Source organism: Paenibacillus rhizolycopersici (assembly GCF_014947195.2).
Classification (GTDB): domain Bacteria; phylum Bacillota; class Bacilli; order Paenibacillales; family Paenibacillaceae; genus Fontibacillus; species Fontibacillus rhizolycopersici.
The window spans coordinates 141,767-168,536 of the sequence record NZ_JADCNN020000010.1 but is presented as its reverse complement, the minus strand read 5'-3'; the positions used below and the strand labels follow the sequence as shown (position 1 = coordinate 168,536).

Below are 26,770 nucleotides of genomic sequence, written 5' to 3'. Positions count from 1 at the left end.
TTCTTTTGCGTTTCCTTTAAGCCAGGGGATGCGGCACGTAAAGCTCCTCCAAACTCACGACTTCTTCGGGTGTCAATTGAACCGACAACGCCGATACGGCATCGTCGAGATGGCGGGATTGAGTCGCCCCGATCATCGGAGCTGTGATCCCTTCTTTTTGCAGCAGCCATGCCAGTGCGATTTGGGCTCGAGGAACGCCCCGGTTCGCGGCGACCTCCGCGACTCTCTCCGCGACCTTGCGGTCCGCTTCTTCGGTTTTGACGAACAAGGCCTTGGCGATCGCGTCCTTCTCCGATCTCGAAGTCTGCTCGCTCCAGTCCCGAGTCAGCCGCCCCGCGGCTAGCGGCAAGTACGGCGTGATTCCCACCCCCTCATCGATGCATAAGGGAATCATCTCCCTCTCCTCTTCGCGATACAGCAGATTGAGCCGATTCTCCATGGAGATAAACCGGGTCCAACCGTTACGTTCGGCAACGTGCTGAGCCTTGGCGAATTGCCAGGCCGACATGGAGGAAGCGCCGATGTACCTTACCTTCCCGGCCTTCACCAAATCATGAAGCGCCTCCATCGTCTCTTCAATCGGCGTATTCGGATCCCAACGATGAGTCTGGTACAAATCGACGTAATCCGTACCCAACCGCTTGAGACTGTGATCGATTTCGGTCAGGATCGCCTTACGGGAGAGCCCCATCGCGTTGGGACCCTTGCGCATCGGAACAAATACCTTGGTGGCAATGACGACCTCGTCCCGGCGGGCATAATCGCTTAACGCACGCCCTAGAATCTCTTCGCTGGTTCCGTCGGAGTACATATTGGCGGTGCTAAAAAAATTAATCCCCGCTTCAATCGCCTTCTTGATGAGCGGTCTACTGTCTTCTTCGTTCAGGGACCATGAGATGGTCCCCCTTTCAGGTACGCCAAAACCCATGCAGCCGAGGCATAGTCTCGATACCTCCAACCCCGATCGTCCAAGCTTGAGATATTCCATAAGTGCACGCTCCTTATTGTTGAATCCATTTTAGGTTGACACGTCAACCAACGCTCTTACTTTATCATATTGTGGTTGACACGTCAACCGTGTTATGATGTGGCTATGAAGAAGAACGAGTTAACCGAAGAAGAAATGCGAATATGGAACTTGTGGAAGGGCTCCTTCAAACGGATCTTCGGCCATGTCATCAAAGACCTGACGGAGCAAACGGGACTTTCCGAGGGGGATTACGGCATATTGGACCGGCTTGACCTCCTGGGGGAAGGCAGCTTGCGGCAGCAGGAACTAGCCGATTCCATGGACTGGGATAAGAGCCGCTTATCTCACCACCTTACGCGGATGGAGAAACGTGGGCTGGTCGAGCGAAAACCGCTGGATACGGACCGCGGCGTCCAGGTATTGCTTACGGCTGCGGGCAGATCCGCCTTAGAGGACGCGCGACCGGTAGTCTCCCAAGGCATCCGCAAGTATTTCCTGGATCCATTAACGGAGGAAGACATCACCTCGATTACAAAGTTTGCGGAAAGGACCAAACCCGGCTCGTCCGGGAACCTCCCGCCGTCATGACAAAGAACCCTCCGGGAACGGGGGGTTCTTGCTCGTAAAGCTGAACTCGCTTATTCGAGTAAAAACAACTGTCTCTTACAAACATCTCAAATCTGACCGTTTATTAGCGGTCAGATTTCGTTTATATTCACCTTATCCTACAAATGAGGTGATACGAAATGGAGCAACCGTTAATTCTACGACATCTTCTCGGTCAAGGCATTCTTCCGGAACAGTTCATGGAGAACATGCTGGACCGACAGATGCCCTTAAGCGGGATCGCGAACACCAAAGAGCGATTCCGGGAGATCTATGACCATTTTACTTGGGGGAGCGATGAAGATCGTCAATTTTTCTTTCGCTTCGGCGAGCATGCCAAGATGACCTGCCTGATCCTCTGCACGGACTGGTGTCCGGATGTCATCTGGAACGTTCCCGTGTTATTTCGAGTGATGGAGCATGCTGATATCAAGGCCGGCGTCCTGCTCATGGAAGAGCACCTTGAGGTAATGGACCTCTTCCTCACGAACGGAGGACGAGCGCAGCCCATCGCCGTCTTTATGGATGAAGACGGCCGCGTGCTCGGCCGATGGGGGGCGCGCCCCGCTTACATTCAAGCCGTGATGGACGGGTTCAAGCAATCCCATCCCAATCCCCAAGCCTCCGATTATCAGGAAAATCTGAATGAAACGTATAAGGCTATTGGAGAGCTCTACCGCGCCGACTCGGGGACCACGTATCAAAATGGATTGATCGGAGAGCTCAGGCAGCTATTCAACCGGTTTCCGCTAGAATCAAATCCAAGGGGCCCGCGGTCATGAGCACCCCGCGTTCCCGTTACCTTGCCCTATTGATGCTGGGTGCCATCTGGGGTGGCTCCTATTATTTTATCAAGCTCTTAGTGGCGGACTTTGGCCCTTGGACGGTCGTATTTTTCCGCTCCGCCCTAGGTTGTCTAGCGATAACGGCCGTGATGCTGCTCTTTCGGATCCCCTTCAAATGGAGGCAAATTCCATGGCGGCCCGTTGCCTTGATGGCAATGGTGAATACCTGCATCCCCTGGGCCTTGATCGGATTCAGCGAAACCCATATTTCGAGCAGCATGGCTTCCGTACTGAACGCGACGACGCCGCTTTTTTCCTTGGCGGTAGGCACCTTGTTTTTCGGAGCTTCGATGCATAAGACGAAGTGGATGGGAATGGCTGCAGCCGCGGTAGGGGTGCTCCTAATCCTTGAACCTCATCCGGGTACCGTGTCCGAAACCGGCGCATGGGGGGTTGCAGGCATGCTCCTCGCATCGCTGTTCTACGGCACCGGCTCCCAACTATCGGGTCGGCTATTGCGCACCCTCTCGACATATCAAGCCACTTTTGGGACACTGCTCTTCTCCATGGCCGGTAGTGGGGTATTTGCCCTATGCTTGGAGCCGATCCCCTATGCCCGTATGCTGGAGCCTTCCAACCTCGGGGCCATGATGGGTTTAGGCATCCTGGGCTCAGGATTAGCCTACATCCTGTTTTATTGGCTCGTCAAACATGGCGGGCCGACGTTTGCAACCTTCGTCACTTACCTGCTGCCCGTATTTTCGCTCCTATGGGGCGTCAATCTGCTCAACGAGCCGTTTCATTGGCGGATGATCGCAGGGCTCGTCCTGATTCTGAGCGGCGTTTTCCTAGCGGGAACAAGCAGCAGAAAACGTTCGAACCCAGCGACAACCTTAACCTCTTAAGGTGTGGCATCGTCACTAAATCCTTCGAACCAGGCTTTGCGCAATAACCGAATGCCGGTTTCCATCTCCTGCAGGCCAATCCCCGCAAATCCCAGGAATACGTTGGGGAATTTCTCGGCTATCGGTTTCTCCCCCATCCACATTTTATGAAAATCATATACGGCCACGCCGGCCCCCGCCGCCAATTTGACTAAGCTTTGAGCCGATTTCCGAATTTTTACGGCCAGTTGAAGATGCAGTCCGGCGTGCTCCCCCGTTACCTCCACAAGGTCGCCTAAATGCAAAGCAATCAACGCGAGGAGATGGCGATGCTTTCTCCGGTACGTGTTGCGCATTTTGCGGATATGCCTATGCCAGTGACCCTGCTCCATAAAGAGGTACATCGCCCATTGCTCGATACGGGATGGCGCGAAAAGAATTTCATACGGCATGGATCTCAAGGTTTTCAGCAAAGCGGGCGGCAAAACCATGTAATTGAGACGCAGGGCAGGAGTGACCGCCTTTGAGAACGTCCCGATATAAATCACCCGATCGCGTCGATCCAAGCTTTGCAGGGACGGTATCGGTTTGCCCGAATAGCGAAACTCGCCTGCATAATCATCTTCGACAACATAAGCTCCTCGTTCCGCTGCCCAATCCAGTAACCGTTCCCGGTCCGGGTACGGCAAAATACCGCCGGTCGGGAATTGATGGGATGGCGTTACGTATACGGCCTGTGCCGAACTTGTCCAAAGATCGGACACTTCGATTCCATTTTTCCGTACCTCAATGGGATCAATCCCGTATCCGTTCAACACGAATTGATCACGCACCAAATTATACCCCGGCTCCTCCATCGCAACCCGCTTCAAGCCGGGCAGCAGTTTGATCAAGATTCCGATGCTGTAAGCCATGCCGGAGCCAATGACGATTTGTTCCGGCAGGCAATTTACTCCTCGAGAGCTCCACAGATATTGAGCTACGGCTGTTCGCAGCTCCCACTCCCCCTGCGGATCTCCATACTTCCCCATGTCCCCTGCAAAATGTTCTAGAGATTGCTTCAGCAACTTACTCCATGTTCGGAACGGAAACAAAGCAGGGTCTAGGGACGTCGGGTTAAAATCAACGACGGTCGGGGGTGCCGGCAAATGGAGTGGTTCTTCCGGCCTGCCCGGCGTCGGCGAACTGTTGAAAGGTCTCGACGGTTCGGTCGGGAACAGCCGGTCATAATCCGCTATGTACAACCCCGAGCGAGGAACGCTGAGCACGTACCCTTCCGCAAGCAGCATTTGGTACGCCGTCTCGATCGGCGTCTTGCTACTGTTCAGTTGAACCGCAAGCGAACGGACCGAAGGAAGCCTCATGCCACCCTGTAGCCGGCCAATGTGGATTTGCTCCCTTATTTCGTCGTAGATCCTTTGGTATAAGGGCGTATCTTGCTGTTCCGTGATGAGAAGATCGAACATCTGACTTCATCCTTGTCATGAGCGGTTGCGTTGACTGCGATCCGAACTCGTATTTTCCTCATTGTACGTATAAACGATTCAATTAACAACACATCCGGCCAAAGGTCTTGTTAGGACAAAACCGTCGAACGGATGCATGGAAAAATGGATGCGAAGTGAGAGAACGATCCATTCGTCCTTGTCCCACTTCCCATCCATCGAGTCCGCATGTATTCTTTTCGTCCAATAGTTCCGTACGTGTTAGGCTGGTGCTCCAAGGCCGTCTTCCGTTGCGGAAACCGGCTTGACGAGCGCTTTCTTCTCCCAGGCGCGGCTTCTCCAGCGAAGCAGCATGATTAAACCCCGCAGCCATTCATCCACGGCAAATGCAATCCATATGCCAAGCAGCCCAATCTCCAAGTGAACCCCTAGCAAGTAAGCCAGTGGAACCGACACGCCCCACATCGAGCATACGCCCATGAGAACGGGGAAACGGGCATCCCCGGCGGCGCGCAGCGAATTGATGATGACCATGTTGAAGGTCCGGCCGGGCTCAAGCACGATGGAGAGCAAGAAGATGCTTGCTCCGGTTGCGATGATTGCAGGATCATCCGTGAACATGCCAATGAGGTCATGGCGGAAAATTGAGGCCACCCCCACGATGGCCAACGTTAACAGGAAGCTGATCCGTACGCTCTTCATCAGTCGCTTATAGGCGGCCTTCATTTCGCCAGCACCGACCATTTGACCAACGATAATCTCCGTCCCCGCCCCGATCGACGCGGCCAGCGCCATAAAGTAGTTCGAGATGTTCATCACGTAAACATGCGTATTTAAGGCCGTGATGCTGATCATGTTCACGAAACCGATGATCATGAGGTACTGCGATTGCCAAGCGAGATGCTCCCCCGCCGCAGGCAACCCGACGCTCAAAATCTGTTTGGCATAAGTCCCGTTCCAGGTCACGTAATCTTTCCCGCGAATCGGCGCAGCAACTCGGCGGTACAAGATGAAGAACAGCACGATAATGCCGACGAACCGGCTGATCACGGTCGATATGGCCGCGCCGGTAACGCCCATCTCCGGAAAGCCCAGGTTCCCGAAAATGAGCAGATAATTCCCCGTAACGTGCAGGAGATTCACGCCGAGCGTCACGTACATCACGCTTTTGGTGTTCCCGCTTGAACGGATGACCGAGGAAACCGCGTAAGACAACGCCTCGATCCACATAAAGCCACCGATGATCTTCAAATAATGGCTTGCGATGCCAATCTGTTCCGGATTCAGGTTAAGCAGCCGCAGGAGAGGCTCCCCAAAGCTAAAAAGGATAAAGCTGACGAGAATCCCGAAAATGAGGTTCATCGAAATCGCCAATGCCGAGACGCGGCTCGCTTCTTTCTCTCGCCCGGCGCCGATATACTGGGAGACCGCCACACTCGTCCCGATGCCGACAAATCCGAACATCAAAATGCAGAAATAGATGATTTCATTCGCTAACCCCACCGCGCCTGTTGCCGTATCGGAAATCCGGCTCAACATAAACACGTCCACGGTGCCCAGCATCATCCTTAACACCGAATCGATGAAGATGGGCCAGGTCACGGCAAAAAGACTAAGTTTCTTCCACGAAGGGATACGTTCAGTTATCGTCACGTTAAACAAGCTCCTACTAGATGTATTCTTTGTCGCCTACCCTAGTGTAGCTCCAACTGACAAATACGTCTATTGGAGTTTTTTGTCGTGCTCCAGAATCGACGAATGAATCCGTGGAGACCGACATAAACGATAATAAAGCGAATAAGGGAGAGAGTTTCTTGGGCCACTTCAACCCGGATAAACTGTTTGTTTGTTACAGAGACGGCATCACTTCTACGGAACCGGTAATGCCTCGGCGTCACACCTTAACTCACTCGGATTCGACGGGAGCGTTATTTTTAACGATTGGATTGGAGTATGCTTGGGATAAAGTCAATTCGATGCGAGACGAGGTATTAGGCGAGTGGCGCCTAGACGGGGGTTCCTTGATTTATGCGGTGTCTGTATATCTCGATCAAGGTGAATATAACCAAACCGTATCGGCCAGTCGCTACGAAACTTTTCAACGCGAACTCCCCCTTGCATTCACCGCTATTCGATACGGCGACAGGAACTTATTTGATGTATACCCCGAATTGGATCGTACCCCTGTCATCGTAAACTTTATGTCCTCCTATCCCCTGTTTGCTAGACAAGAAAGCTGGGGGGCTTTCCGCAATTATTCTATACTTCCTTGATTCCATTCGAAAAAAGGGCGCCCCTTGGGGCGCCCTTTCCGTTTCTTAGGATTGTTCCACGTACATCTTGAAATTGTCCAAAATCGCTTGCCAGCCGGCCTGTTGAAATTCTACCGGATGCGTGCTTTCGGCATCAAACGTTTCAACGACCTTCGTTCCTTGGCCTTCTGCGGCGAAGGTGATTTCCACCCGTCTCCCATCTCCCAAGGTGTAGGAGATGAATTCATGCGTTTTGACCTCATCATAAACTCCGCCAAAATCAAAACCCATGCTGCCATCCTTCGCTTCCATCCGGGTCAGGAACGTGCCGCCCACCCGCAAATCGTTCTCCGCTCTTGGCGCATGCCAGTCGTCGGAGGCTTGATTCCACTTCGTAATGTGTTCCGGCTCCGTCCAATCGCTCCATACTTTTTCAACAGGGGCTTGAATGACCGCTTGAACGGTTACTTTCGTCGGTTGGTTCGTTTCCATTTCTCAAAGGCACCTCTTTCAACAGGATTGTTTTTACTTTACATTCCTATAGACGTAACCCGAATTTGAAATTCATCGGTCCAATCGCTCCGGCAGCCCCAATCGGGAAAATAATCTCGTGTTAATGAAATTTTGGACGTGGAGGATGTGATCCTCTTTCGTTTCAAGGACATGAATCCCCCAAGGCACCAGGCCGGAGCTTTCCTTGCTTGGCATATACTGAGCAAGCGCAGGATACCCGCCGTTAATTTTGACCGGCAAAAACCGGGAGCCCTCGCAATGCCAACGCGTAAGCGTGAAGAACTTCGACAAATCCTCCTTGCCGCGGACCCACATCGGGAACGGCGGCATGGACATGCACCCTTCCTCGTGAAACAACGCGACCAGCCGGTCGACGTCAAATTGCTCAAAGGCTTCCACATACCGCGACAACAGCTCTCGATCCGGCTCGCCTTCCATCCGACTAAGCTCGTCGGAACGGAGCCGGGTTCGGTCCATGGTCTCCCGGGCTCGCTGCAAAGCGCTGTTCACGGCCGCCGGCGACATCCCCAGCGTCTCCGCAATCTGCTTGGAGGACCAGTCGAAGACATCCTTCAGAATCAATACGGCTCGCTGGCGGGGCGGCAAGGTCTGCAGGAGCGCGATGAAGCAGAGCTGCAGGGTATCCTTGCGGATGAGCGCATCCTCGGGATTTTCCCCGAAATCGGGAGCCAGCCAGATCCATGAGGAATCGGGCAACGTCTCCCGGGGTTCGTTAATGGAACCCGCCGGATCGGACAGATCGACGGGAAGCACCCGGCGTTTGGCCTGTCTAAGTTTATCCAGGCATAAATTGGAGGCGATTCGATAGATCCATGTCTTATGCGAGGATTCCTGCCGGAACGAGCTCCAGCTTTGCCAAACGCGGATATAAATCTCCTGAACCGCGTCGTCCGCGTCATCGATCGATCCGAGCATTCGGTAGCAGAACGCGGTGAGCTCCGGCTTCATTTTTTCCAATAACTGCAGGTCCAGGGTGGTCCCGTTCATATAAGCCTCCTTTGGGTGGGGAAAATAGGAATTTCATGGACTAGATCTAGCGCAGTCCTGCTTCAACCAACCGTTGATCCAGCTCGGCCTTCTGGCGCAGATGATGCCGGCTATGCATGCCCACCAGCTCGAACCATTCCAGGGCATTCAACCAGCCGAACCAGCCATGCTGCACCTTGTATGCCGGATGTACTTCCTGCACGCGAGCCGCCCAGTCCTTCAAATCCTTAAGGATGTGCTCAAAGCCGGCCGCAAGTTCGTCCTTGCTCTCGGGGTTTCGGGTGGCGTTCACCGGTTCTTCCAGCTTCACGCGGACATTGGGCCACATCTTCTCCTCAAACACCCTCGTTCCGTCAGCGCTCTTGCTTCCGGGTTGCTCTCCCCCAGTTGTAGACGCGCAAGCCCGAATATACCCGAGGTATTCCTCCGCCACGCCGATCACGTGGTGGAACATCTGCCCAACCGACCAAACGTTCTCTTCACTTTTATAACGCAGCTGTTCTAACGTATATTCCTTCAGACTCGACTGATACTGTTCAATCACCGTCAAAGTATCCGGTTTCGGCATTCGATTCCTCCGTCTCGGCAAACTTCATTTTTTCTTCGTTCTGATTTCCATATTAACAAAAATCTCCCTCAAATATATCATTTTTTAAATAAAATGAAGGGCAGCTGTCCAACACGCGATATTTGCCTGCTTCCCTAAAAAAAGTGGCACCTCACCCGAAATATGGAACCTATCCATCAAATGCCCGGATTGATAGAATGTAAGCGTTCTCCTATGTAAGTATTTTCCTATGATAGCGTAGGTTGGGAGAATGATGATAATAAAGGGAGGGTATTTATGAAACGTTCTCAACTGACGGAAAGGCTGCTGGTTCGCAAGGTGTTCGGCTTATTCCTGGCGGTCGTTCTAGCCGCTGGCGTCGGTCTGTTGCCAACGCCTAAAGCTCAGGCAGCCGGGACGACGATTACCTCGATGAGCTACTTCTCGGCGGCAGACGGTCCGGTGATCACCAAATCGGGTGTCGGGCAAGCCAGTTACGGCTTTGTGATGCCGATTTTTAATGGAGGCTCGGCCACCTGGAGCGAGGTTGCCCAGGATTTGGGCGTCAAGGTGAAAGCAAACGGCAATTGGATCGATATCGACAGTGTCGGCAGCTTTGTCTACAACCAGAACTGGGGTCACTGGAGTGACGGCGGTTTCAACGGCTATTGGTTCACCCTTTCCGCGACGACGGAGGTTCAGCTGTATTCGAAAGCCAACGGAGTAACGCTCGGATACAACCTCGTCTTTCAAAACATCAACAAAACCACCATTACGGCAATGACGCCGACGCAAGGCCCGGTTCTCACCGCAGGGACGACGGGCGGGGCCGGCTTCACTTATCCCGTCTTCAATAACGATCCGGCCATTCCATATGCGGCGGTAGCCGATGATTTAAAGGTATACGTCAAGCCGGTAAACAGCAGCGTTTGGATCGATATCGATAACAATGCGGCCAGCGGCTGGATTTATGACCAGAACTTCGGCCAATTTACCGATGGAGGCGGCGGCTACTGGTTTAACGTGACGGAGTCGATTAACGTCAAATTGGAATCGAAAACCTCATTGGTGAACATCGTATATACGATCAACTTTAATGAGCCCGTCAGAAACTCGTATATCCTTACTCCCTTTGAGGGAACGACTTTCACCGCAGATGTAAGCGGTGCCATCGGTCTGCCTCTGCCTAAAATCGACGGCAGCGCCCCGATCGCCACCGAACTGGGGAATTTCGTCTACCAAATCAACCTTAATGGTCAATGGGTCGATTTGGCGGACTCCGGCCTAAGCGGGTTCGTTTATTCCGCAAGCGGTTATAATAACCTATCCAGCGCAAACCAATGGGGGTACTGGGCCGACCACATCTATGGGCCATGGTTCCAACCCATCCAGCAAGACATGCAAATCCGCATCGGATATCCCCTGAACGGGCAAAAAGGCGGGAACATCGGCAACAACTTCATCACCTACTCGTTCATCGGAAATCCGGATGCACCGCGGCCAGATGATGCCGATCATAAAGATATTCCACTCAGTTCGCCAACCGATCCGGCTATCTCTGGCCTGACGCTGATCTGGCAGGACGAATTCATCGGATCTGGGCTGGATACGGGAAAATGGAATTACGAGCAGGGGTACTATCTTAATAACGATCCTGGTACCTGGGGTTGGGGCAACGCGGAGCTGCAGCATTACACGAATAGTCCGCAAAATGTTTTCGTCCAGGACGGGAAGTTGAATATCCGGGCCCTGAACGATCCCAAATCCTTCCCGCAGGATCCCGGCCGGACCGCACCGTACTCTTCCGGCAAGATTAACACCAAGGACCATTTTGCTCTCAAATACGGCAGGGTTGATTTCCGCGCGAAGCTGCCTACGGGGAACGGCATTTGGCCGGCCCTTTGGATGCTGCCGCAGGATCAAACCTACGGCACCTGGGCCGCTTCCGGCGAAATCGACGTGATGGAAGCCCGAGGACGCCTGCCCGGCATGACATCCGGAGCCATCCACTTCGGCGGACAATGGCCCGCCAATACGCATCTTTCGGGCGAATACCATTTCCCTTCCGGGCAAACCATCGCAAATGACTTCCACGTGTATTCCGTTGTGTGGGAAGAGGACAACATCAAATGGTATGTAGACGGCAAGTTCTTCTTTAAGGCCACTCGGGATCAATGGTATTCCGCGGCGGCGCCGAACAATCCGAATGCTCCTTTCGACCAGGCCTTCTATCTCATCATGAACCTGGCGATTGGCGGAAACTTCGACGGCGGCATAGCTCCAAGCCCAGGCGATATTCCGGCAACGATGCAGGTCGATTATGTACGTGTCTATAAGGATAACGGCAACGGCGGCGGTCAAAACCCCGGAGATCCCGGTACCCCCTCCACCGTCGTGATCGGCGATCAAGTGAAGGGATTGAAGAAGACCGGCGATAACCTGTTGTTCTACGTCAACGGCGCTACCTTCGCTGATCTGCACTATAAGGTCAATAACGGCGGTCAACTGAACGTAGCCATGACCTCGGTGGGGAACGGCAACTATACCTACGCGGTCAACAACCTGAGCCAAGGGGATACCGTCGAGTACTTCTTCACCTATAACCCTGGGCAAGGAGCGCTCGACACCCCATGGCAAACTTATGTTCACGGAGTCACGCAAGGTACGCCGGAGTAACCTCCCGATCTTGCCAAAAGGCTCACAAAACCAGGGCTCCCCAAACAGGGCCCTGGTCCTTTTTTTATTTCCCTTGAATAAAGGTTATGATTTCGATATAGCAAGCCGTCATCTCGTCAGGGGTTTTGTCCAATTCATTTTGAATCCACTGTTCCACTAGCCCTAAAAAAGCCGAGGTGATAAAGGAAATAAAGTAATCTTTAGGAACGTTTAACGTTTCATAAAAGCTTCCATGCTGTTCCAGATTCAGACGCACCTTTTCCGAAAAGGCGTTCTTGAAGCGAATGTGAAAACCCGCCCGGCCATGATCGCTAAGAAAAGCTTTTAATACGGGTGAATGGATTTCAATAAAGCTGAACAAGGCACTCGCTAATTGCTCTTGTTCTCTTTCAAAGGTAGGGGCCGACAAATAATGAGATTGCAGCTTATCAATATGATTTCCCAAATCCGAAAATAACTGCTCCTCCATTTGTTCCAGCAAATCGAACTTATCTAAGTAATGCAAATAAAAGGTCCCTCGATTAATGTCAGCCTTTTTCGTAATATCCCCAATCGCGATGGAGTCGAACGATTTTTCCGCCAGGAGGTTCATAAACGTCGTTTGGATCAGTTGCTTTGTTCTTTGTTTCTTCTCCTCATAGATACTCATGTCAAAGTCCACCCTCTTCTTCAAATCCAACAACTTCACTAAATCTGTTCATTGCTTGTGCAACGATAAGATTATAGAATATGGGAGTGCCACTAAACAACATGTTGATTACTTAGAAAGGGTGACATCCATTGAAATTATTTAAAGAAAAACTCGCATGGGCCGCTCCAATCGCCGTTATTTTAATTATCGCTCTATTTTCCGTCAATTTATTCGTTCAAGGAGATCCCAAAGCTACGAACCTTCCCGTTGCACTTATCGTGAATGATGAGGGTGCACATGTCGATGCTGTAAAAGCAGCTGTCGAACAAATGGGTCAAGGGATCAACGGCGAAGATCCTGTCGTTGCCTTTTCCACGGAGAAGGAAGAGAACATTGAGGATTTGTTTAAAGATAAGCAGTATTATGCAGCCTTGGTGGTACCTGAGGGTTATAACGACGCCGTACAAAACGCCGTCACCAACAACGCCGCAGCTACATTGAAGATCTACGTAAACCAGGGTTTCAACATGACAGGCGCGAATTATGCGAAGTCTGCATTAAATGCTTTAATCGGACAAATAAGCAATCAATACTCCACTGGCTTCTTGAATCAAATGAATGATCAGAAAATTGATGCAAGCCAAGCCTCTGTAATCGTCAACCCGATCGTCCCGGAGGAGAAGGTATTTAATGCAGTGACTTCGGCTACGGCAAATGGCAGTGCTCCCATTTTGATGGCGATGCCTGCTTGGGTAGGAGCGTTGATCGGCGGTTTCATCCTCTTCTTGGCAACATCCAAAATGACTAAGAAGGAAAGACTCACTCCTAGACAATCCGTGCGTGTAATGGGCGGCCAGATTCTGTTTGGCGTTATTATCGCTCTGTTCTCCGGATTTACGGTGGCTACCTTAGGCTCAATTGCCGGCGTGAATATGCCTAGCTACTTCCTGGTTGGATCGTTTGTATCCTTTGCCGCCTTCTGTTTCTTCCTGTTGGTATCCGCCGTGACGGCCTGGATTGGGAAGCCGGCCATTACGTTATTCATGGTTGTGATGCTTCTGGGAATGGGCGTGATTATGATGCCAAAAGAAATGATTCCCGATTTCTTCGTCACCTTCGTTCGTCCATGGATTCCGATTCGTTTTGCGGGTGACGGCTTGCGTGAAATTTTCTACTTTGGCAGCGGCTTCTATACCGGTGAATCCTTTAACATCATTTTGGGGATTGGTGCGGTCGGCTTAGTGGTTTACCTGCTGTCTATTTTCAAGCCCGTACGTCATAAGACGGTTTCTATAAAATAATGGTAAAAGTTCAGCAACAGGCGATTGCCCAAAAACACCGAGGATCTCCTCGGTGTTTTTGGGCATCCACGAGTAAGTCATAGCTAGCGTTGGGACGTAGTTAGAATCTTTATGTGGCAAGTCCAATTGACTTATGGTTATACCGTGTATCTTTTAGTGCCTTTATGATAAAGTGGGCAACGTCGGCACGAGGGATGGACCGTGATTTCTCGGGTACGCCCGTCGCCGACTCTCTGTACTTCCCTGTAAAAGGTTGATCCGTTAACCCCATCGGTCTAACAATGGTGTAGTCCAAATCATGTGCTTGAATACAATCGACGGCAACCCGATGATCTGCAAGAGGATTCTTCAACATGGTCATGACCAGCTTCCCGCTAATGCCGGGCACTTCCTGGTGGATCCCTGCGGATGCGGTATAGATGATTCTCTTCACCTGATGCTCCTGCATCCCCTGAACTATACATTTCACCATTTCTTGGAGTTCGGTAGATTTCTTCATCCCCTGAGTGGAGCCTAAACAGGACACAATGGCATCATGCCCCGCAATCGCGGCAGACACTTCCTCTTGATTCAATGCATTCCCCTGAACAACGTGTAAGTTCTCATCCGCGAGGGTTAACTTTGCTGGATTCCTTACAAACGCCGTGATTTCCAACCCTTCCTTAAGCCCTTGCTCTACCACGGACAGACCTACACCGCCTGTAGCTCCAAAAACGATAATCTTCATCGTGCTAGTACCTCCTTTGTCCAACTTTACGATCACTTATTCTCACTATACATGAAAAACCTCATTTCACAATCAAACGTAAAAACAGAGCCCCCTCAGCCGGGGGCCCTATTTTTCTCAAGTATTCACGTTAAGGGTAACATCATCGTTTCAATACTCGCCTTTAATCACGAAAAACGAGCCCCGGATCGTTCCGGCCAATTTGGACTTCTGCCGGGCAAACTTAAACTTCTTCTCCTCCAGCTCTTTCGGGATCTCCATCCCTTCGGACAGCTTAAACCCGACGGCCCGCTTCTTGGGATCGTCCAAGGTGTACAGGACGTTAACCCCAAGGCCATCCTCATAGAAGACAAAGGCCCACCGGATGTTCTCCACTTGGAACAGCGACGTTTCTAACGGTTTGGCGGCAAACTCGATGCCGCGTTCTTCCTTCAATACCCGGTTCACGTAGTCCAGGGTTTCCTGGCTTTCGTTGGCCGGTTCAACCGTAAACTCATGCTTATATTTGTTCATGAAATAACGCGCTTCATTGGCTCGCAGCCCGGCTAGCGCCTCTGCTACAGGAGAGGATTCCAAACCGACGGTGGATACATTTTTGAAATCAACGATATAGGACATGCTTGCCCCTCCTCCTCTTCTCTATTTTCGAACAACGGGAATCCACATTTCTCCCACGACGCGGTCGTTCTCTTGCCCCATCAATACCGTGGCGTTTGGCCCTCCAACATAGGCGACTTGATTGACTTCTGGTAAAACTTGACCAAAGGCGATCCCCGCCAGCTGGTTGCTTAATTCATCAGCTGTCGCCCCTTCCCCTTTCACAATCAAGTACTCCCCTTTCGGGAATTGAATGACCCGGGAGCCTTCCGAGGCCGGCAACACTTCATGGCTCAACACGCCGGCGTAATGCATCATCTTGTTGTTTACCGCTTCATTCACGACAAATACGTACTCGTTTTCGGCGATCGCCTTCAGCTGATCCAGTCTTCCATCCTCGTTCACGGCTTGCCAGAAGTTTGATTTTTCCTGATTGATGCCAACATAGTCCGTGTAATTGCTTTTCAATTCCGTGCCAAGTCCAAATACGGTGAAGCCGTCCTTTTCTTCCAAGAGATAATTCGTCATGTTTCATACCTACCTTCTTTAAATTTGTTTTCTGTTCTTGATAGGTTTATCATAACTTTAAACCATGTCAAAAAATGAACCTGTTTAGGAGCCCTGATGAAAAAAGTTGAACGGATCAACACCCTCATGCGGTATATCAACAACCGGTCGCACTTCACCATCTCCGAAATCATGCGGGAATTCGACATCTCCCGATCGACCGCAGTCCGAGACATTCGGGAAATCGAAGCCTTAGGGATGCCGCTGGTTGCCGAAGTTGGAAGGGATGGCGGCTATTCGGTGATGCATAACTCGATCCTCCCCGTCGTTCGTTTTACCGATACCGAGGTCAAAGCCCTATTCATTGCCTTCATGGCCACAAGAAATGCACAGCTTCCCTATCTCAAGAGCCGCCAATCCTTAGCCGAAAAATTGCTGGGGCTGATCTCCAAGAATCAGCAGGACGATCTTTTGCTCTTGGATGAAATTCTGCTGTTTGAGGGCACCAACCCGCATAATCCTGATCTGCTAGAGCTCTCAGACCTCCCTCACCCCATGTTGGAGAAACTGATCCAAAACCTGCTTCTCGACAGTTATTTATGGATTACCGTGGAGGAAGAGAAGGAACGTAACTCTTATCCTGTCTATCTCTTGCATCTTTATCACGAAAAAAGTCTCTGGCTGATGGAAGTTTTTGATTTGCAGGATGAGAAGAAAAAGTTGTTCGCCGTTGACCAGCTCACCCATGTCGAGACCTACTCCCCTAAGAAGAGAGTCAGTCGGAAGAAGATTCTGGAGATGCTTAGCCAGCACGAGGAAGAATTCAACCTGATCCTGGAGCTGGGTCCCCGAGCCATAGCTCAATACAAAAAGTACCACCCCTTAAAAGCATTTATTTCCTATACTAATCCCTATCAAACCACCGCCATGCTAAAGATGGTTGTCCAAGTGAATCAAGTGGAAGAGTTATCGGATATGATCCAATGGCTGTTGTTCCTGGGTGAGGATATGACATTTAGAAAGGCGCCAGCCGAAATCATGGAAGGATTGCAGCAGAGACGAGGCCGGATGGAACAGTGAAGAAGAGAGTGAAATAAGGGTTCTTATTAAAAAATAAAGCCACCCTTAGACAGGATGGCCTCTTCTTGATGTTTGTGTCAATTGAGGAGGAGCGGCTCGGGTTCACCCTCTTTCTCTATTTTAAAGGTTACTTTTGTGCCTGCGCAAGCCAGCTCATACTCTCCAAGGAATCCCTCGAAGGAGACCTTCCCACTCTCATCGGTACGCGTGGTTACTTGGGTAGACCAGTCGCCTTTAATCCGTTGCTTCAGCACGTCGTAGGCCGGTTTCGGGGTGTTGTCTGTTCTGACCAAACCGGCGGGTGCGCCAAGCCAGGCCCCTTCATCGCTGAAATTCCAGGCAGTAATCGCCTCGACCAAAGGGTGTTGAAACAGAATCGAGTACATTTCTTCGACCTCTCTGGCCTGACGTTCTTCAAATTCCGGGGTGGATGGCCATTCCGGAATCTGATAATCGTTCAGATCCTCAATATCCACCGGCATGAGATGTCCGGAGGTCAATGTATTTTCCGTAAAATGAATCGGAAGGCCGAAGTGAGAGAAGCGCTCCAGCACTTCCTCCAGCTTCTCGCGTCCCCAATATCCTTGATGCTGGTGCGACTGAATGCCGATGGCATCAATCGAAATCCCCGCGTTTAAACATCCGTCAATCAGAATCTCGTAGTTGATTGAAGTGTTGAAGTCATTTAGTAATAACGTTGCACCGGGGTTGGATTCCCTTGTCTTCGCAAACATTTCTTTAATGATCCCAACGCGGCCTAAATCTTTACTGATTCTTGTGATCCCATTATCGTATTTATCAAAAATCGGCATGATCACCACTTCATTGATGACATCCCACATCTCAATCAGGCCTTTGAAGTCGGCTACATCCCGCTCGATTCGGGCAAACTGCGCTTTCAGAATGTCCTCGTTGCTCAAGTCCAGCAGCCACGGCACGGTGGCGGTATGCCAGCAGAGCGGATGTCCTTTGACGGCAATATTCCGTTCCTTCAACCACCGTGCGGCCGCCTGTAGCTCTTTCGTCCGCGGCTTGCCTTTCTCCGGCTCAAACATCCCCCAGTAAAAAGGCAACGTTGCAAAGTTAAACACATCTAGGTATAAGTCCAGCTTCTGCTCCAAATAAGCAAGCCGATCCTCCGGCACGTTTCGATTGGCGATCGGAATGACGTCAAAAATCCCGCAGCCAAACAGGAATTGATGGTTGGTCTGATGAATCGCGACTTCCTTCCCTGTGACGGGATTTCCGGACGCATCCACAAGCTGGATGGTTTTGCTTGCCATGCGATGGGACAATGGGTTCTTCTGCATTCGATGACCTCCGTATCCGTAGCGATTAATGGTAAGCGTTTTCAGCGCCTACGGATTCGATTGTACTAAACCTCTCGTCACCGGAATAGAAGCCATTTAAAGCGAATACCTTTGAAATTTGAGATGTTGCTCTCCCCCTCTATTCCTCCTGCTCCTTCATCACCTGCTCAACCCCGAGCAAAATCACCTTTAACCCAAACTCAAACGCCCGATCCGTCCCCATCAGCTCGAACAGCTCGTTCTTAAACATCGTGCGGAACAGCCCTGCTTCCTCCTCACTCAGAGAGTCCAGAAGCCGGGTCATCTCCTCGCCCGGAAGCTCCCCCTGATTCTTAAGGATCGCCGAGACGTTGCGCTCATGCTGATAGGCGTCCAGAACAAAGTTGTAGATGTAGTTCACCAGCGTGATAATAACCTGCAGCTTCTGCTCTTGCTTCAGCGGCGTCGATTCCACGCAGAGCAGCATTCGGTTATTGAACCGGATAATATCCGGTTCGTGGGGCAGCGTCATCATCATCAGCTGCGTGGAACACGGATACCGGCTCAAGACATTCCGCACCGTTACCGCAAGCTCCGTCAGTTGCTCCTTCCAGTCCCCCTCGGAATGAAACTCCTCCAGGATGATTTTGGATACCTGGTTGGCCAGACGCTGGTAGAGGTCCTGCTTATTCTTGAAATACCAGTAAAGAGAAGGAGCTTGAATCCCCAGCCGGTCGGCCAATCGTCTCAAGCTGAACTTCTCAATCCCTTCATCTCCCAAAAGTCCCCATGAAGCTTCTAAAATTCGATCCTCGGAAACTTGAGGCTGCTGCTTTTTCATAAAATCCGCCCTTTTATCTAACAGTGTAAGTTTATGCTTTACAGTTCGATTAGGTCCATGATATCATCTAACACTGTAAGGTTCAAACTAACAGTGTTAGATTGATCAAAAAAAGAGAAAGTGGTGATCCACATGGATGCAGAGAACCTCCATTACTTTGAGAAAGCCCCCATCGCCAAAGCCGTAGCTCACTTTGCCGTTCCAATGATGTTAGGTACGTCAATGAGCGTGATTTACTCCATCCTCAATGCCTATTTCCTTGGCACACTGGGTAATACCGCAATGTTAACCGCGCTCGCGTTAACCTTGCCCTTATTCGCCGTCATCATGTCGTTAGGCAACTTGATCGGTATAGGCGGGGGCACCTTCATCTCCCGTTTGCTCGGCGAGAAAAAATATGAAGATGTGAAGCATGTTTCTTCCTTCGCTTTTTACAGCAGCCTCGTTCTCGGTCTGATCGTCATTGCCGCGGGCCTCCCGTTGATCGACTCGATCGTCCATGGCTTAGGGGCAACGCCTGACTCCTTCGGCTTCACGAAGGACTATGTCTTGATGATGCTTATCGGTTCCCCCTTCGTTATCCTCTTCTTCACGCTGGAGAACATCGTACGTTCAGAAGGGGCGGCCATCACGTCGATGGTGGGGATGATACTGAGTGTTGTCGTAAATATTGTGCTTGATGCGCTGGTCATTTTCGTTTTCCATTGGGGGGTCATCGGCGTGGCATCGGCTACGGTTGTTTCCAACCTGGTCGCGAGTGCTTTCTACGCCTTCCATATGGGGGTTAGGAGCCAATTCTTAACCGTCTCCTTCAACTGGTTCAAGGTGAACAAGGAAATTCTCAGCAATGTGCTCAAAATCGGAATTCCCGTCTTTATTATGAGTGTCTTCCTGGGTGCGATGTCGCTGATCTTCAACCATTTTCTCGTTGAATATGGGGATCAAGCTGTAGCGGCTTACGGGATTTCATCGCGTTTGCTGCAGTTTCCGGAGTTTATTCTGATGGGGTTATGCGAGGGAGTCGTGCCGTTGATTGCCTTTACATTCACAGCGAATCGGTTAAGAATGAAGCAAACCATCGGATTTACGATCAAATCCATTGGCGTGTTAGCGGTCTTGTTTGGCGTCATCGTCTTTCTGATTTCCGACCACTTGATCGGCTTATTCACGAATGATCCGCTCCTAATCGAAATGGGCAGCTACATTCTGCATGTCACGTTCTTATCCTTATTCATCTCTGGAACGACCTCCTTGTTTACAGGGATCTTCCAAGCAACCGCACAAGGAGCCGCCGCCTTGATCATGTCGGTAATTCAAGGCGTCACACTGATTCCCGTGCTCTATATCGCTAATCAAATGAACGGCTTCCACGGCGTGGTCTGGTCACTAGTCATCGCGGATGCCGCCGCGTTCCTTGTTGGAGCCTTCATGCTGTATGCGCTGCGAAATAAATTGCAGCCGGAACTGGAAGCATTAGTGCACTAGGTAAATTCCATAGCCACATGCGAGAAAGGCAGGATAGGGACTCTCCCCATTCCCGCCTTTTGTCTTACGTATCAAGGGTTGATTCGTAGCAATTTGTCCGGGTTCCGGACCATGAATATTCTCCGAATCCGTTCACCTTCTCGTTCGAATGATACGGTGCCGACCACATGATCTTCGACTTTTAACAGAAGCCCCGGTTGACCGTTAATGGTGACCACATCGATCGTGCTGTTCGAGGGGGAATTGCGGACGATGCCTTGTAAAAAGGCGATCACACGGGCCGAAGTAACAATCGGATTAACTGCGGCCAAGACTTTCCCGCCGCCATCGGAGAGCAAGGTCGCATCATGGGTAAGCAACTGAAGCAACGTGTTCGTGTCGCCCATGGAAAGGGCTGAGATAAAACGATTTAACACCGTCTGATCCTTCTCGTAGTCGACGCGGCGATCGGCAGCCTCCGGTTGAACTTTTTGCTTTGCTCGGGAATGTATTTTTCGGCAATTGGCTTCGGTCTTGCCAACGATGCTCGCGATCTCTCCATAATCATACTGAAAGGCTTCACGTAAAACCAAGACTGCACGTTCTGTCGGAGTAAGTGTCTCCATCATGAACAGGTAAGCCATGGTCAAATCATCGCGGCTTAGCAACTCATGCATCGGGTCATGACCGGCCCCGTCATTATCGTTACGCCAAACGACGGGCTCCGGCAACCAAGGACCCGTGTAGACTTCACGACGTTGCTTAGCAGAACGCAAAAAATCGATACATCGGTTCGTCACCATTTTACAGAGGTAAGCCCGAGGATTGCGAATGGCGCTTACCTCTTTCAATCCCGCATACGAAGCAAAGGTCTCCTGCACGGTATCTTCTGCATCCATGACGGTGCCAAGCATTCGATAAGCCAGTGAAAACAGAAGTGGCCTGTATTCGATGTAAAGGTCGTTCGTGTCGATCCTGGTTCCCCCCCTAGTTCCTGTAAACGTGATTAGCGTCGCTCTTTGCTAGATTCCATTTTCAGTATAGACGAAGCAGGGATCGATGTCGCCAATGACATTTTCCTATGCAGGATGTGTTCAGCCGCTTCCTTCCCGCTGACGATGGCGGCATCAGACAACATGGCGTCACCCGCAGTCCAGTCGCCCGCTAGATATAGGCCCGGGATATCCGACACGAGGGTTTCCTCCCCGTTGGAGCAAGCCCGTTCCACCGTTTGGAGGCCGTAGGTAACGGGGATCCGCGGAAGATAGCGGGAGGTTATCAGCTCTTTTCTCCATCCCGGTTGGAGCAGGTCAAGAAATTCCGCGAGCTCCTTCCGGTCGCGCTCGGCATTGGGGTTATCGTCCGGACTTGTATATTTATAGAGGTGCAGAACGACATGCCGGTCATCTCTCGTTAATCTGGCAACGTTGGAATGGTTAGAGAAATAATACGGTTGGTCGAGATGGAGCGCGAAGTTGATATTAGGATCGGGTAATCTGCGTAACGCAAGATCGAGAGCCGCCCCCCGTACAGGAATCAATCTTTCACAAAGAGCGGCCAGATGCGAATTCGGCACCTTTCCCGTCAGTTGATGGGTCACCTGGGGGTCAAGCGCTGCGACGATAGATTGGGTTTCGACTTCCGTGTGGTCCGCGAGGTGGATTCTCATAGCAGGATGAGCTCCGGTAATGCTAGTGACTTTTTGTCCGGTACGCAAGACAGCTCCAGCCGATTGGGTCAAGGCCGTGAGGGAGTCGATCATCGCTTGCCATCCTCCATGCAGATACCGGACCCCGCCCTTGCTGATCTGAAATTGCCGAAGGCAGGCTCCCGCGCTCACCCGCGACGGCGCGTTCGAATAGGTCCCGAGCCGAAACAAGCTGTACAGAAACTTTCTTACGGTCTCCTGGCTTGTGATTTGGTTGACCCACTCTTCCAAGGTTACATGCATGCTTTCTCCCGGCAGAGTGGCCCTCGAGACTTTCGTCAACACCCGAGCGAACTCCAATTTCTCTCGAAAGGAGAATGCGGTGGTCTTCAACAGTTCCCGAGCCGATACCGGCAGAGCATGGATCCCGTTTGGTGTAACAAGACGGCCGCCAAGAACCGCTTCGTTCCCGTCAGGATCAAGTCCGAGCTCTTGCAGAATTTGAAGTCCTTGCCCCCGGCTATAAAGCGCGTGCGGGCCCATATTAAACAAGCAGCCGTCTTTCTCATCGGTTGATGCACGTCCTCCCCATCTCGAACTCTGTTCCAGAACCAAGGTCCGCAAACCCTGTTTTGCCAAAAAGGCCGCCGTCGTCAAACCAGCTAACCCGCCGCCGATCACTGTAACATCCCATTTTTCCATAAAAAGGGCCTCCCTTATCTTCAAGCTGAACTCAAGACGAGGAGGCCTCATGATTTGTGACAGGATAAAGCGCTTCCCGCCTCTACCATTGCCCGCGGGATCGCTTATGCCATCGAACAGCCGGCAAACGTCGATGTGAATGAAATGGTGATTCGACCACGTATGTAACATTGAAGACGAAACACCTATCGCCTTCCGATCCCCTGTAGGATCAAGGACGGCGATATTTTTCAGCTTTCTTGAACCGTCCACTCGCATCTCATCTCTACGTACCCGTTATAGAGCTCCGCGGTCAGCCGCCCGTTCATCTTCAACATGAGACTTTGGGCAATGGATAAGCCCAAGCCTGTTGTCCGGCTTGCTCTTGATCGATCCGCCGTGTAAAATCGGTCGAACAGCCTGTCGATGTCCTGCCCGGTCAAGTGCGCTGCCTTATTCTTGAAGATGAGCACGATTTGATTCCCCTCGCCCTTCAGGCTAATCGATACCTCCCCGGTCGCATGCCGGATCACGTTGCTGATTAAGTTTTCGAATACGCGTTTAACCGCTGACGCATCTACATTAGCCATCAGGGGATCCTCCGCGATTTGCAGATCGGGCTGAAGCTGCCTCTCGTTAAATTGATCATAGAACCCGGTCAGGACTTCCCACAACAATCCATTTAGAGGCATCGGCTCTAGTTGAAGCTGATAATCGGAAGATTGCACGAGAGACAAATCGAAGAAATCATGGAGTAAAGTATGCAGACGATTCGCAGCGTTCTGGATCATGGACGTATATTCCCGGCGTTTATCCTCTACGACGGTACTGGCCCCCAATAACTTGGCATACCCGATGATTGAAGTGAGCGGAGTCCTTAAATCATGGGACATATTCGCGATCGCTTGTCTCAATTCGCGATCGCTTCGGATTCGATCCCTGTTCGATTGAACCGATAGGTCAATCAATTGATTGATACTTTCCGCAAGTTGTTCGAAATCCTTGTCCAGCAGCGCAATATCGACCTTCTTCCCGCTTAGGCCTTGATGGTAGCGTTCGACTTGACGTGATAAGCGTCTGATTTCCTTCTTGATCATCACAAGGCGAAGGAGAACAATGAACATAAGCAGAACTGCTACGATCGCGATATAGATCATTTTCTCCCTCCTCGCCATCTTTACTTCATCTCTTTCCTCTTAAACACGAGACTTCCGCAGCACGCCAGAATGACCATGCTGCCGAGTCCAACCGACAAAGACCGGACCCCATCGACGATGGGCATCCCAAACCGGAAGGAGTCGATCAGATGGTGGAATATCGTATACTGATAGATTGTCTCCAGAACGCCCGGTAACGGCCTCAGAACTTCTGCTATGGAGCTCAAAACGGCGATGACGACGGAAATAATAATGGTTTTCCCGCTATCCTCCGCAAGCAAGGCGATCAGCATCAATAAGGCCGTGAGGGCAAGCAGATGAAGGAGGAACAAACCCATCGATCTTGCCAGATACCCTAAAGACGACGGATCCGTTATTGACCCAAATCCGAATAATAGCTTCCCGCCAATGATGATCAAGAGCGGACAAACCACAGCTAAGAATACGGATCCGAGTGAGAGTATAATTAGCTTGGCCGCAAAAATATGCCTTCTATAATTCCCGCTCATGACGATGTTCTTGACGACACCGATCGTAAAATCGTTCGCCACGAAAAATCCGGCGAGCGTGCTCAAGTACAGCATGAAGTAGAACGGGGTAGTTGCAAGCGCTAGCGAAGAGAATATCTCCAGACCCGCATCCGTAAACGGGGTACTCATCTTCCACCACCCGACGGTGATTAGATAATGCAAGAGGGCAAAGACAACCGTTACGATAAGGGTCAGCGTCCAAAATACTTTATTTCTGCTGAGCTTGAACAGCTCCGCACGCAATAAATTAATCATGAAGTTCTCCCCCCACTCGTTTGGTATAATAGCTCTCCAAATCATCCCCGCCTGGCGCAAAATGCTCAATCACTAGGTTGTTGTGGGTTAGAGCCAGAGATACCCTCTTGACATCGTGGTAGAAGCTGTAGAGCTTAATCGTACCGTCCTGCAGAACCTCATAATCCCGAGTGCCAAGTTCCATTTCGAGAATGGCAACGGCTTTGCTGACATCGTCGACCCGGATGCGAAGATGTTTCTTGCATTTCTCATTTAATTCTTCATGGGTAATTTGTTCCAGCAGTCTACCTTTATGGATAATGCCATACTTCGTTGCCATCTGATGAAGCTCGCTCAAGATATGGCTGGAAATCAGAATCGTCAACCCCAACTCGCGATTCAGCTTTTTGACCAGCTCTCTAAGTTCCACGATACCTCCAGGGTCAAGACCATTCGTAGGTTCGTCGAGAATCAGCAGCTCAGGATCGCCAAGCAAGGCGATGGCCAAGCCCAAGCGCTGCTTCATGCCGAGTGAAAAGTTCCTGGCCTTTTTCTTCCCCGTATCCTCCAGTCCGACAAGGGCCAGCGCCTTCGAGATACATGCCTTGCCCGGGATACCGCGGAGCAAACGATAATATTCAAGATGATCGCGAGCCGTCATATCCGGAAATAGGGCCGGGCTTTCAATGATCGCCCCTATGCGCTTCCGGGCTTCAATCAACCCTGCCTCGCTGGTTTCCCCGAACAAGGTGACGGATCCGCTCGTTGGCCGGGCCAATGCAGTCACAATTCGCAGCAGCGTGCTTTTGCCCGCCCCGTTCTGCCCGATAAACCCGTAGATATCTCCCTTTTCCACGATTAAATTCACCTGATCCAGAGCGGTCTGTTCCTTGTACTTCTTCGTTAAATCATGGGTTGTCAGAACAGCCTGTTCCACTAGGATTTGCCCCCTTTAAGCCGTAGCCGGTAATACACCCTCATCCCTGTAAGGCATACCGCGAACAAGAAGCTAATCCCTAGCAGAATCGCCAAAGCCGGCCATAATCGAAACACGTCCAAAATCGTCGAGCTATTGTCCTGTAACTGCGGTACGACAAACAGGAGCCATCCAATCCCCACTAGCGGAATCATCTGAGGAATGAATCGCAACCCGTATCGCCAGGCCGAATGATGCCGGCGTTGATCGGACCACTTTTTACTGCGCAATATCCCCCGGATTCCCAAAATGAGATACAGCAAGGTAAGAACGCCAAGTGATAAATCAATCATCGTAGGCACAGGTGCCTTGTTCGGTGCTGCTTGTCCCTCGGTCAGCCGGATAATTCCTGCGCTCATCTCGTAGGCATGCTCAAAGGTCGTTGTGAAGCTGTTCAGCATGACGGCGACGGCGTAGCCGCTGCCAGGCAGGATGCTTTGTTGAGCCTGATAACTGGATAAAGCTCCGCTATGCTGGACACGCTGCGGCGTTACCTCCGAAGAACTGATCGACCAGCCTAGGCCGTAATGTTCGCTTCCGGGCTGCGGGGAATACGACTCCTTTAGTAAAGAGGAAGACAACAATCTTTCTCCCGAGGGGCTTACTCCGTCATGGGTGTGCATAGAGAGCCACTTTCCCATATCAACCGCCGTAGTCACGATACTCCCGGATCCCGTAAACATTTGCTCCATCTCGGATATGGGGATGGCCGTTCCGTAGGCCGTGACATACCCGCGTGGCAGCCCAGGCACCGGATCCCCCGAATTCACTGGAGAGCTCGAGTCGTTCATGCCAAGCGGAGAGAATACCCTCGTGTCTAGATACGCAGCGAACTTCATGCCGCTTACTTTCTCAACCAGCCAGGCTAAGATCCAATAATTCGCATTACTATAGGAATGTCGTTCCCCCGGATTGGATTGAAGTTTCCACTGCTGCACACGCTTAACTCCCTTCTCCAAGGTGTCTGCCTTAGGCACGATGGTTGGGCTGGGAATCCCAGAGGTATGGCTGAGCAGTTGGCGTATCGTGATTTGCCCAAACCTCTCGTCCTCCATGGTTAACTCGGGCAAATATCGGATGATAGGATCATCCAACTTGACCGATCCTTCATCCACGAGCTGCAACGCCGCAAATGCGGTAAAAGACTTGGATACAGAACCGATCCTCATCAATGAGTGCTCCGTTATTGGGCTTCCTTCGGAATCATTTCCGTAGCCTTGCGCGTAGAGGATCTCGCCATCCTTAACCATAACAACCGATGCACCTGGCAGTCCGTTCCGTTCCAAATAACGTTGAACATAGTCGTCTATCGCGTTCTTGTCGAGGACAGGCGCAGCATGGACGGATGGAGGGGAATAAAGTAGTGATGCGAGGAGTGCGAGGGTCATCGCTGCAATTAGAAACTTGTTCATAACACATTC

At 51.2% G+C, this 26,770-nt stretch carries 26 protein-coding genes and 1 pseudogene; 9 read left to right on the top strand and 18 right to left on the bottom strand.

What is annotated here, in order from left to right; all coding sequences use genetic code 11:
* Nucleotides 1-16: 16 nt before the first annotated feature.
* Nucleotides 17-988, bottom strand: coding sequence for an aldo/keto reductase (locus IM700_RS13190; RefSeq protein ID WP_193417494.1), 972 nt, complete (start codon nucleotides 986-988; stop codon nucleotides 17-19).
* Between the two features lie 105 nt (nucleotides 989-1,093).
* Between IM700_RS13190 and IM700_RS13185 the strand changes: the two genes are divergently transcribed.
* From IM700_RS13185 to IM700_RS13175, 3 genes are all read left to right on the top strand, one after another.
* Entirely contained in the window at nucleotides 1,094-1,558 is a 465-nt protein-coding gene (locus IM700_RS13185; RefSeq protein ID WP_193417495.1) for a MarR family winged helix-turn-helix transcriptional regulator, read from the top strand.
* 158 nt (nucleotides 1,559-1,716) lie between these two features.
* Nucleotides 1,717-2,358 (top strand): thioredoxin family protein, encoded by a 642-nt coding sequence (locus tag IM700_RS13180; protein ID WP_193417496.1) that lies wholly within the window; start codon nucleotides 1,717-1,719, stop codon nucleotides 2,356-2,358.
* Nucleotides 2,355-3,266, top strand: coding sequence for a DMT family transporter (locus tag IM700_RS13175; protein ID WP_193417497.1), 912 nt, complete (start codon nucleotides 2,355-2,357; stop codon nucleotides 3,264-3,266). Before IM700_RS13180 ends, IM700_RS13175 begins: the two co-directional genes overlap by 4 nt.
* On the opposite strand, the gene pdxR is transcribed toward IM700_RS13175, so the two are convergent.
* On the bottom strand, nucleotides 3,263-4,711 hold the full coding sequence (pdxR, locus tag IM700_RS13170) for a MocR-like pyridoxine biosynthesis transcription factor PdxR (RefSeq protein ID WP_193417498.1): 1,449 nt from the start codon (nucleotides 4,709-4,711) through the stop codon (nucleotides 3,263-3,265). The genes IM700_RS13175 and pdxR overlap by 4 nt on opposite strands.
* A gap of 240 nt (nucleotides 4,712-4,951) precedes the next feature.
* The gene (locus tag IM700_RS13165) at nucleotides 4,952-6,343 is read right to left on the bottom strand and encodes an MATE family efflux transporter (protein ID WP_193417499.1); all 1,392 of its coding nucleotides are present in this window, start codon (nucleotides 6,341-6,343) and stop codon (nucleotides 4,952-4,954) included.
* A gap of 161 nt (nucleotides 6,344-6,504) precedes the next feature.
* Here IM700_RS13165 and IM700_RS13160 point away from each other — a divergent pair, with 161 nt between their 5' ends.
* Entirely contained in the window at nucleotides 6,505-6,963 is a 459-nt protein-coding gene (locus tag IM700_RS13160; RefSeq protein WP_193417500.1) for a staygreen family protein, read from the top strand.
* Between the two features lie 45 nt (nucleotides 6,964-7,008).
* Here IM700_RS13160 and IM700_RS13155 read toward each other — a convergent pair whose 3' ends face one another.
* From IM700_RS13155 to IM700_RS13145, 3 genes are all read right to left on the bottom strand, one after another.
* Complete coding sequence (locus IM700_RS13155) at nucleotides 7,009-7,434, bottom strand: SRPBCC family protein (protein ID WP_193417501.1); 426 nt, start codon at nucleotides 7,432-7,434, stop codon at nucleotides 7,009-7,011.
* 72 nt (nucleotides 7,435-7,506) lie between these two features.
* Nucleotides 7,507-8,463 (bottom strand): sigma-70 family RNA polymerase sigma factor, encoded by a 957-nt coding sequence (locus IM700_RS13150; RefSeq protein WP_193417502.1) that lies wholly within the window; start codon nucleotides 8,461-8,463, stop codon nucleotides 7,507-7,509.
* Nucleotides 8,464-8,509: 46 nt separating this feature from the next.
* A complete protein-coding gene (locus IM700_RS13145) occupies nucleotides 8,510-9,031 on the bottom strand; it encodes a DinB family protein (RefSeq protein WP_193417503.1) in 522 nt (173 codons plus the stop codon).
* A gap of 276 nt (nucleotides 9,032-9,307) precedes the next feature.
* Here IM700_RS13145 and IM700_RS13140 point away from each other — a divergent pair, with 276 nt between their 5' ends.
* Nucleotides 9,308-11,686, top strand: coding sequence for a glycoside hydrolase family 16 protein (locus IM700_RS13140; RefSeq protein ID WP_193417504.1), 2,379 nt, complete (start codon nucleotides 9,308-9,310; stop codon nucleotides 11,684-11,686).
* Between the two features lie 64 nt (nucleotides 11,687-11,750).
* Here IM700_RS13140 and IM700_RS13135 read toward each other — a convergent pair whose 3' ends face one another.
* Entirely contained in the window at nucleotides 11,751-12,335 is a 585-nt protein-coding gene (locus IM700_RS13135) for a TetR/AcrR family transcriptional regulator (protein ID WP_193417505.1), read from the bottom strand.
* A gap of 131 nt (nucleotides 12,336-12,466) precedes the next feature.
* Here IM700_RS13135 and IM700_RS13130 point away from each other — a divergent pair, with 131 nt between their 5' ends.
* Nucleotides 12,467-13,618 (top strand): YhgE/Pip domain-containing protein, encoded by a 1,152-nt coding sequence (locus tag IM700_RS13130; protein ID WP_193417506.1) that lies wholly within the window; start codon nucleotides 12,467-12,469, stop codon nucleotides 13,616-13,618.
* A gap of 109 nt (nucleotides 13,619-13,727) precedes the next feature.
* Here IM700_RS13130 and IM700_RS13125 read toward each other — a convergent pair whose 3' ends face one another.
* The 3 genes from IM700_RS13125 to IM700_RS13115 form a co-directional block, all read right to left on the bottom strand.
* On the bottom strand, nucleotides 13,728-14,345 hold the full coding sequence (locus tag IM700_RS13125; protein ID WP_193417507.1) for an NAD(P)-dependent oxidoreductase: 618 nt from the start codon (nucleotides 14,343-14,345) through the stop codon (nucleotides 13,728-13,730).
* Between the two features lie 150 nt (nucleotides 14,346-14,495).
* Nucleotides 14,496-14,963, bottom strand: a complete 468-nt coding sequence (locus tag IM700_RS13120) for a phage tail protein (RefSeq protein ID WP_193417508.1) — start codon at nucleotides 14,961-14,963, stop codon at nucleotides 14,496-14,498.
* A 21-nt stretch (nucleotides 14,964-14,984) separates the two neighbouring features.
* Nucleotides 14,985-15,470, bottom strand: coding sequence for a GyrI-like domain-containing protein (locus tag IM700_RS13115; protein ID WP_193417509.1), 486 nt, complete (start codon nucleotides 15,468-15,470; stop codon nucleotides 14,985-14,987).
* A gap of 96 nt (nucleotides 15,471-15,566) precedes the next feature.
* Here IM700_RS13115 and IM700_RS13110 point away from each other — a divergent pair, with 96 nt between their 5' ends.
* The gene (locus IM700_RS13110) at nucleotides 15,567-16,529 is read left to right on the top strand and encodes a helix-turn-helix transcriptional regulator (RefSeq protein WP_193417510.1); all 963 of its coding nucleotides are present in this window, start codon (nucleotides 15,567-15,569) and stop codon (nucleotides 16,527-16,529) included.
* A 77-nt stretch (nucleotides 16,530-16,606) separates the two neighbouring features.
* On the opposite strand, the gene IM700_RS13105 is transcribed toward IM700_RS13110, so the two are convergent.
* A complete protein-coding gene (locus IM700_RS13105; RefSeq protein ID WP_193417511.1) occupies nucleotides 16,607-17,839 on the bottom strand; it encodes an endo-1,4-beta-xylanase in 1,233 nt (410 codons plus the stop codon).
* Nucleotides 17,840-17,978: 139 nt separating this feature from the next.
* Nucleotides 17,979-18,659 (bottom strand): TetR/AcrR family transcriptional regulator, encoded by a 681-nt coding sequence (locus tag IM700_RS13100; RefSeq protein WP_155604638.1) that lies wholly within the window; start codon nucleotides 18,657-18,659, stop codon nucleotides 17,979-17,981.
* Between the two features lie 132 nt (nucleotides 18,660-18,791).
* Here IM700_RS13100 and IM700_RS13095 point away from each other — a divergent pair, with 132 nt between their 5' ends.
* Nucleotides 18,792-20,144 carry an MATE family efflux transporter gene (locus IM700_RS13095; protein ID WP_193417512.1) on the top strand — a complete coding sequence of 451 codons (1,353 nt, stop codon included), beginning with the start codon at nucleotides 18,792-18,794 and terminating at the stop codon, nucleotides 20,142-20,144.
* 71 nt (nucleotides 20,145-20,215) lie between these two features.
* Here IM700_RS13095 and IM700_RS13090 read toward each other — a convergent pair whose 3' ends face one another.
* The gene (locus tag IM700_RS13090) at nucleotides 20,216-21,097 is read right to left on the bottom strand and encodes an RNA polymerase sigma-70 factor (protein ID WP_336244902.1); all 882 of its coding nucleotides are present in this window, start codon (nucleotides 21,095-21,097) and stop codon (nucleotides 20,216-20,218) included.
* 32 nt (nucleotides 21,098-21,129) lie between these two features.
* A complete protein-coding gene (locus tag IM700_RS13085) occupies nucleotides 21,130-22,473 on the bottom strand; it encodes a phytoene desaturase family protein (protein WP_193417513.1) in 1,344 nt (447 codons plus the stop codon).
* 69 nt (nucleotides 22,474-22,542) lie between these two features.
* Here IM700_RS13085 and IM700_RS23220 point away from each other — a divergent pair.
* A pseudogene (locus IM700_RS23220) lies at nucleotides 22,543-22,641 on the top strand (oxidoreductase); the annotation flags it as partial.
* A gap of 62 nt (nucleotides 22,642-22,703) precedes the next feature.
* Here IM700_RS23220 and IM700_RS13080 read toward each other — a convergent pair.
* The 4 genes from IM700_RS13080 to IM700_RS13065 are packed head-to-tail and all read right to left on the bottom strand — an operon-like array spanning nucleotide 22,704 to nucleotide 26,761.
* On the bottom strand, nucleotides 22,704-23,609 hold the full coding sequence (locus IM700_RS13080) for a sensor histidine kinase (protein WP_193417514.1): 906 nt from the start codon (nucleotides 23,607-23,609) through the stop codon (nucleotides 22,704-22,706).
* A 20-nt stretch (nucleotides 23,610-23,629) separates the two neighbouring features.
* Entirely contained in the window at nucleotides 23,630-24,394 is a 765-nt protein-coding gene (locus IM700_RS13075) for an ABC transporter permease (protein ID WP_193417515.1), read from the bottom strand.
* Nucleotides 24,387-25,310, bottom strand: a complete 924-nt coding sequence (locus tag IM700_RS13070; RefSeq protein WP_193417516.1) for an ABC transporter ATP-binding protein — start codon at nucleotides 25,308-25,310, stop codon at nucleotides 24,387-24,389. The genes IM700_RS13075 and IM700_RS13070 overlap by 8 nt, the downstream gene beginning before the upstream one ends.
* Nucleotides 25,310-26,761 (bottom strand): serine hydrolase domain-containing protein, encoded by a 1,452-nt coding sequence (locus IM700_RS13065; RefSeq protein ID WP_193417517.1) that lies wholly within the window; start codon nucleotides 26,759-26,761, stop codon nucleotides 25,310-25,312. Before IM700_RS13065 ends, IM700_RS13070 begins: the two co-directional genes overlap by 1 nt.
* Nucleotides 26,762-26,770 lie beyond the last annotated feature (9 nt).

Excerpts from the sequence above, each read along its gene's own strand:
- pdxR (WP_193417498.1), bottom strand. The coding sequence starts at position 4,711 with ATGTTCGATCTTCTCATCACGGAACAGCAAGATACGCCCTTATACCAA.
- IM700_RS13085 (WP_193417513.1), bottom strand. The coding sequence starts at position 22,473 with ATGGAAAAATGGGATGTTACAGTGATCGGCGGCGGGTTAGCTGGTTTG.
- IM700_RS13080 (WP_193417514.1), bottom strand. The coding sequence starts at position 23,609 with ATGATCTATATCGCGATCGTAGCAGTTCTGCTTATGTTCATTGTTCTC.
- IM700_RS13115 (WP_193417509.1), bottom strand. The coding sequence starts at position 15,470 with ATGACGAATTATCTCTTGGAAGAAAAGGACGGCTTCACCGTATTTGGA.
- IM700_RS13065 (WP_193417517.1), bottom strand. The coding sequence starts at position 26,761 with ATGAACAAGTTTCTAATTGCAGCGATGACCCTCGCACTCCTCGCATCA.
- IM700_RS13155 (WP_193417501.1), bottom strand. The coding sequence starts at position 7,434 with ATGGAAACGAACCAACCGACGAAAGTAACCGTTCAAGCGGTCATTCAA.
- IM700_RS13120 (WP_193417508.1), bottom strand. The coding sequence starts at position 14,963 with ATGTCCTATATCGTTGATTTCAAAAATGTATCCACCGTCGGTTTGGAA.
- IM700_RS13105 (WP_193417511.1), bottom strand. The coding sequence starts at position 17,839 with ATGCAGAAGAACCCATTGTCCCATCGCATGGCAAGCAAAACCATCCAG.
- IM700_RS13175 (WP_193417497.1), top strand. The coding sequence starts at position 2,355 with ATGAGCACCCCGCGTTCCCGTTACCTTGCCCTATTGATGCTGGGTGCC.
- IM700_RS13110 (WP_193417510.1), top strand. The coding sequence starts at position 15,567 with ATGAAAAAAGTTGAACGGATCAACACCCTCATGCGGTATATCAACAAC.
- IM700_RS13095 (WP_193417512.1), top strand. The coding sequence starts at position 18,792 with ATGGATGCAGAGAACCTCCATTACTTTGAGAAAGCCCCCATCGCCAAA.
- IM700_RS13125 (WP_193417507.1), bottom strand. The coding sequence starts at position 14,345 with ATGAAGATTATCGTTTTTGGAGCTACAGGCGGTGTAGGTCTGTCCGTG.
- IM700_RS13075 (WP_193417515.1), bottom strand. The coding sequence starts at position 24,394 with ATGATTAATTTATTGCGTGCGGAGCTGTTCAAGCTCAGCAGAAATAAA.
- IM700_RS13180 (WP_193417496.1), top strand. The coding sequence starts at position 1,717 with ATGGAGCAACCGTTAATTCTACGACATCTTCTCGGTCAAGGCATTCTT.
- IM700_RS13140 (WP_193417504.1), top strand. The coding sequence starts at position 9,308 with ATGAAACGTTCTCAACTGACGGAAAGGCTGCTGGTTCGCAAGGTGTTC.
- IM700_RS13100 (WP_155604638.1), bottom strand. The coding sequence starts at position 18,659 with ATGAAAAAGCAGCAGCCTCAAGTTTCCGAGGATCGAATTTTAGAAGCT.
- IM700_RS13145 (WP_193417503.1), bottom strand. The coding sequence starts at position 9,031 with ATGCCGAAACCGGATACTTTGACGGTGATTGAACAGTATCAGTCGAGT.
- IM700_RS13185 (WP_193417495.1), top strand. The coding sequence starts at position 1,094 with ATGAAGAAGAACGAGTTAACCGAAGAAGAAATGCGAATATGGAACTTG.
- IM700_RS13150 (WP_193417502.1), bottom strand. The coding sequence starts at position 8,463 with ATGAACGGGACCACCCTGGACCTGCAGTTATTGGAAAAAATGAAGCCG.
- IM700_RS13190 (WP_193417494.1), bottom strand. The coding sequence starts at position 988 with ATGGAATATCTCAAGCTTGGACGATCGGGGTTGGAGGTATCGAGACTA.
- IM700_RS13135 (WP_193417505.1), bottom strand. The coding sequence starts at position 12,335 with ATGAGTATCTATGAGGAGAAGAAACAAAGAACAAAGCAACTGATCCAA.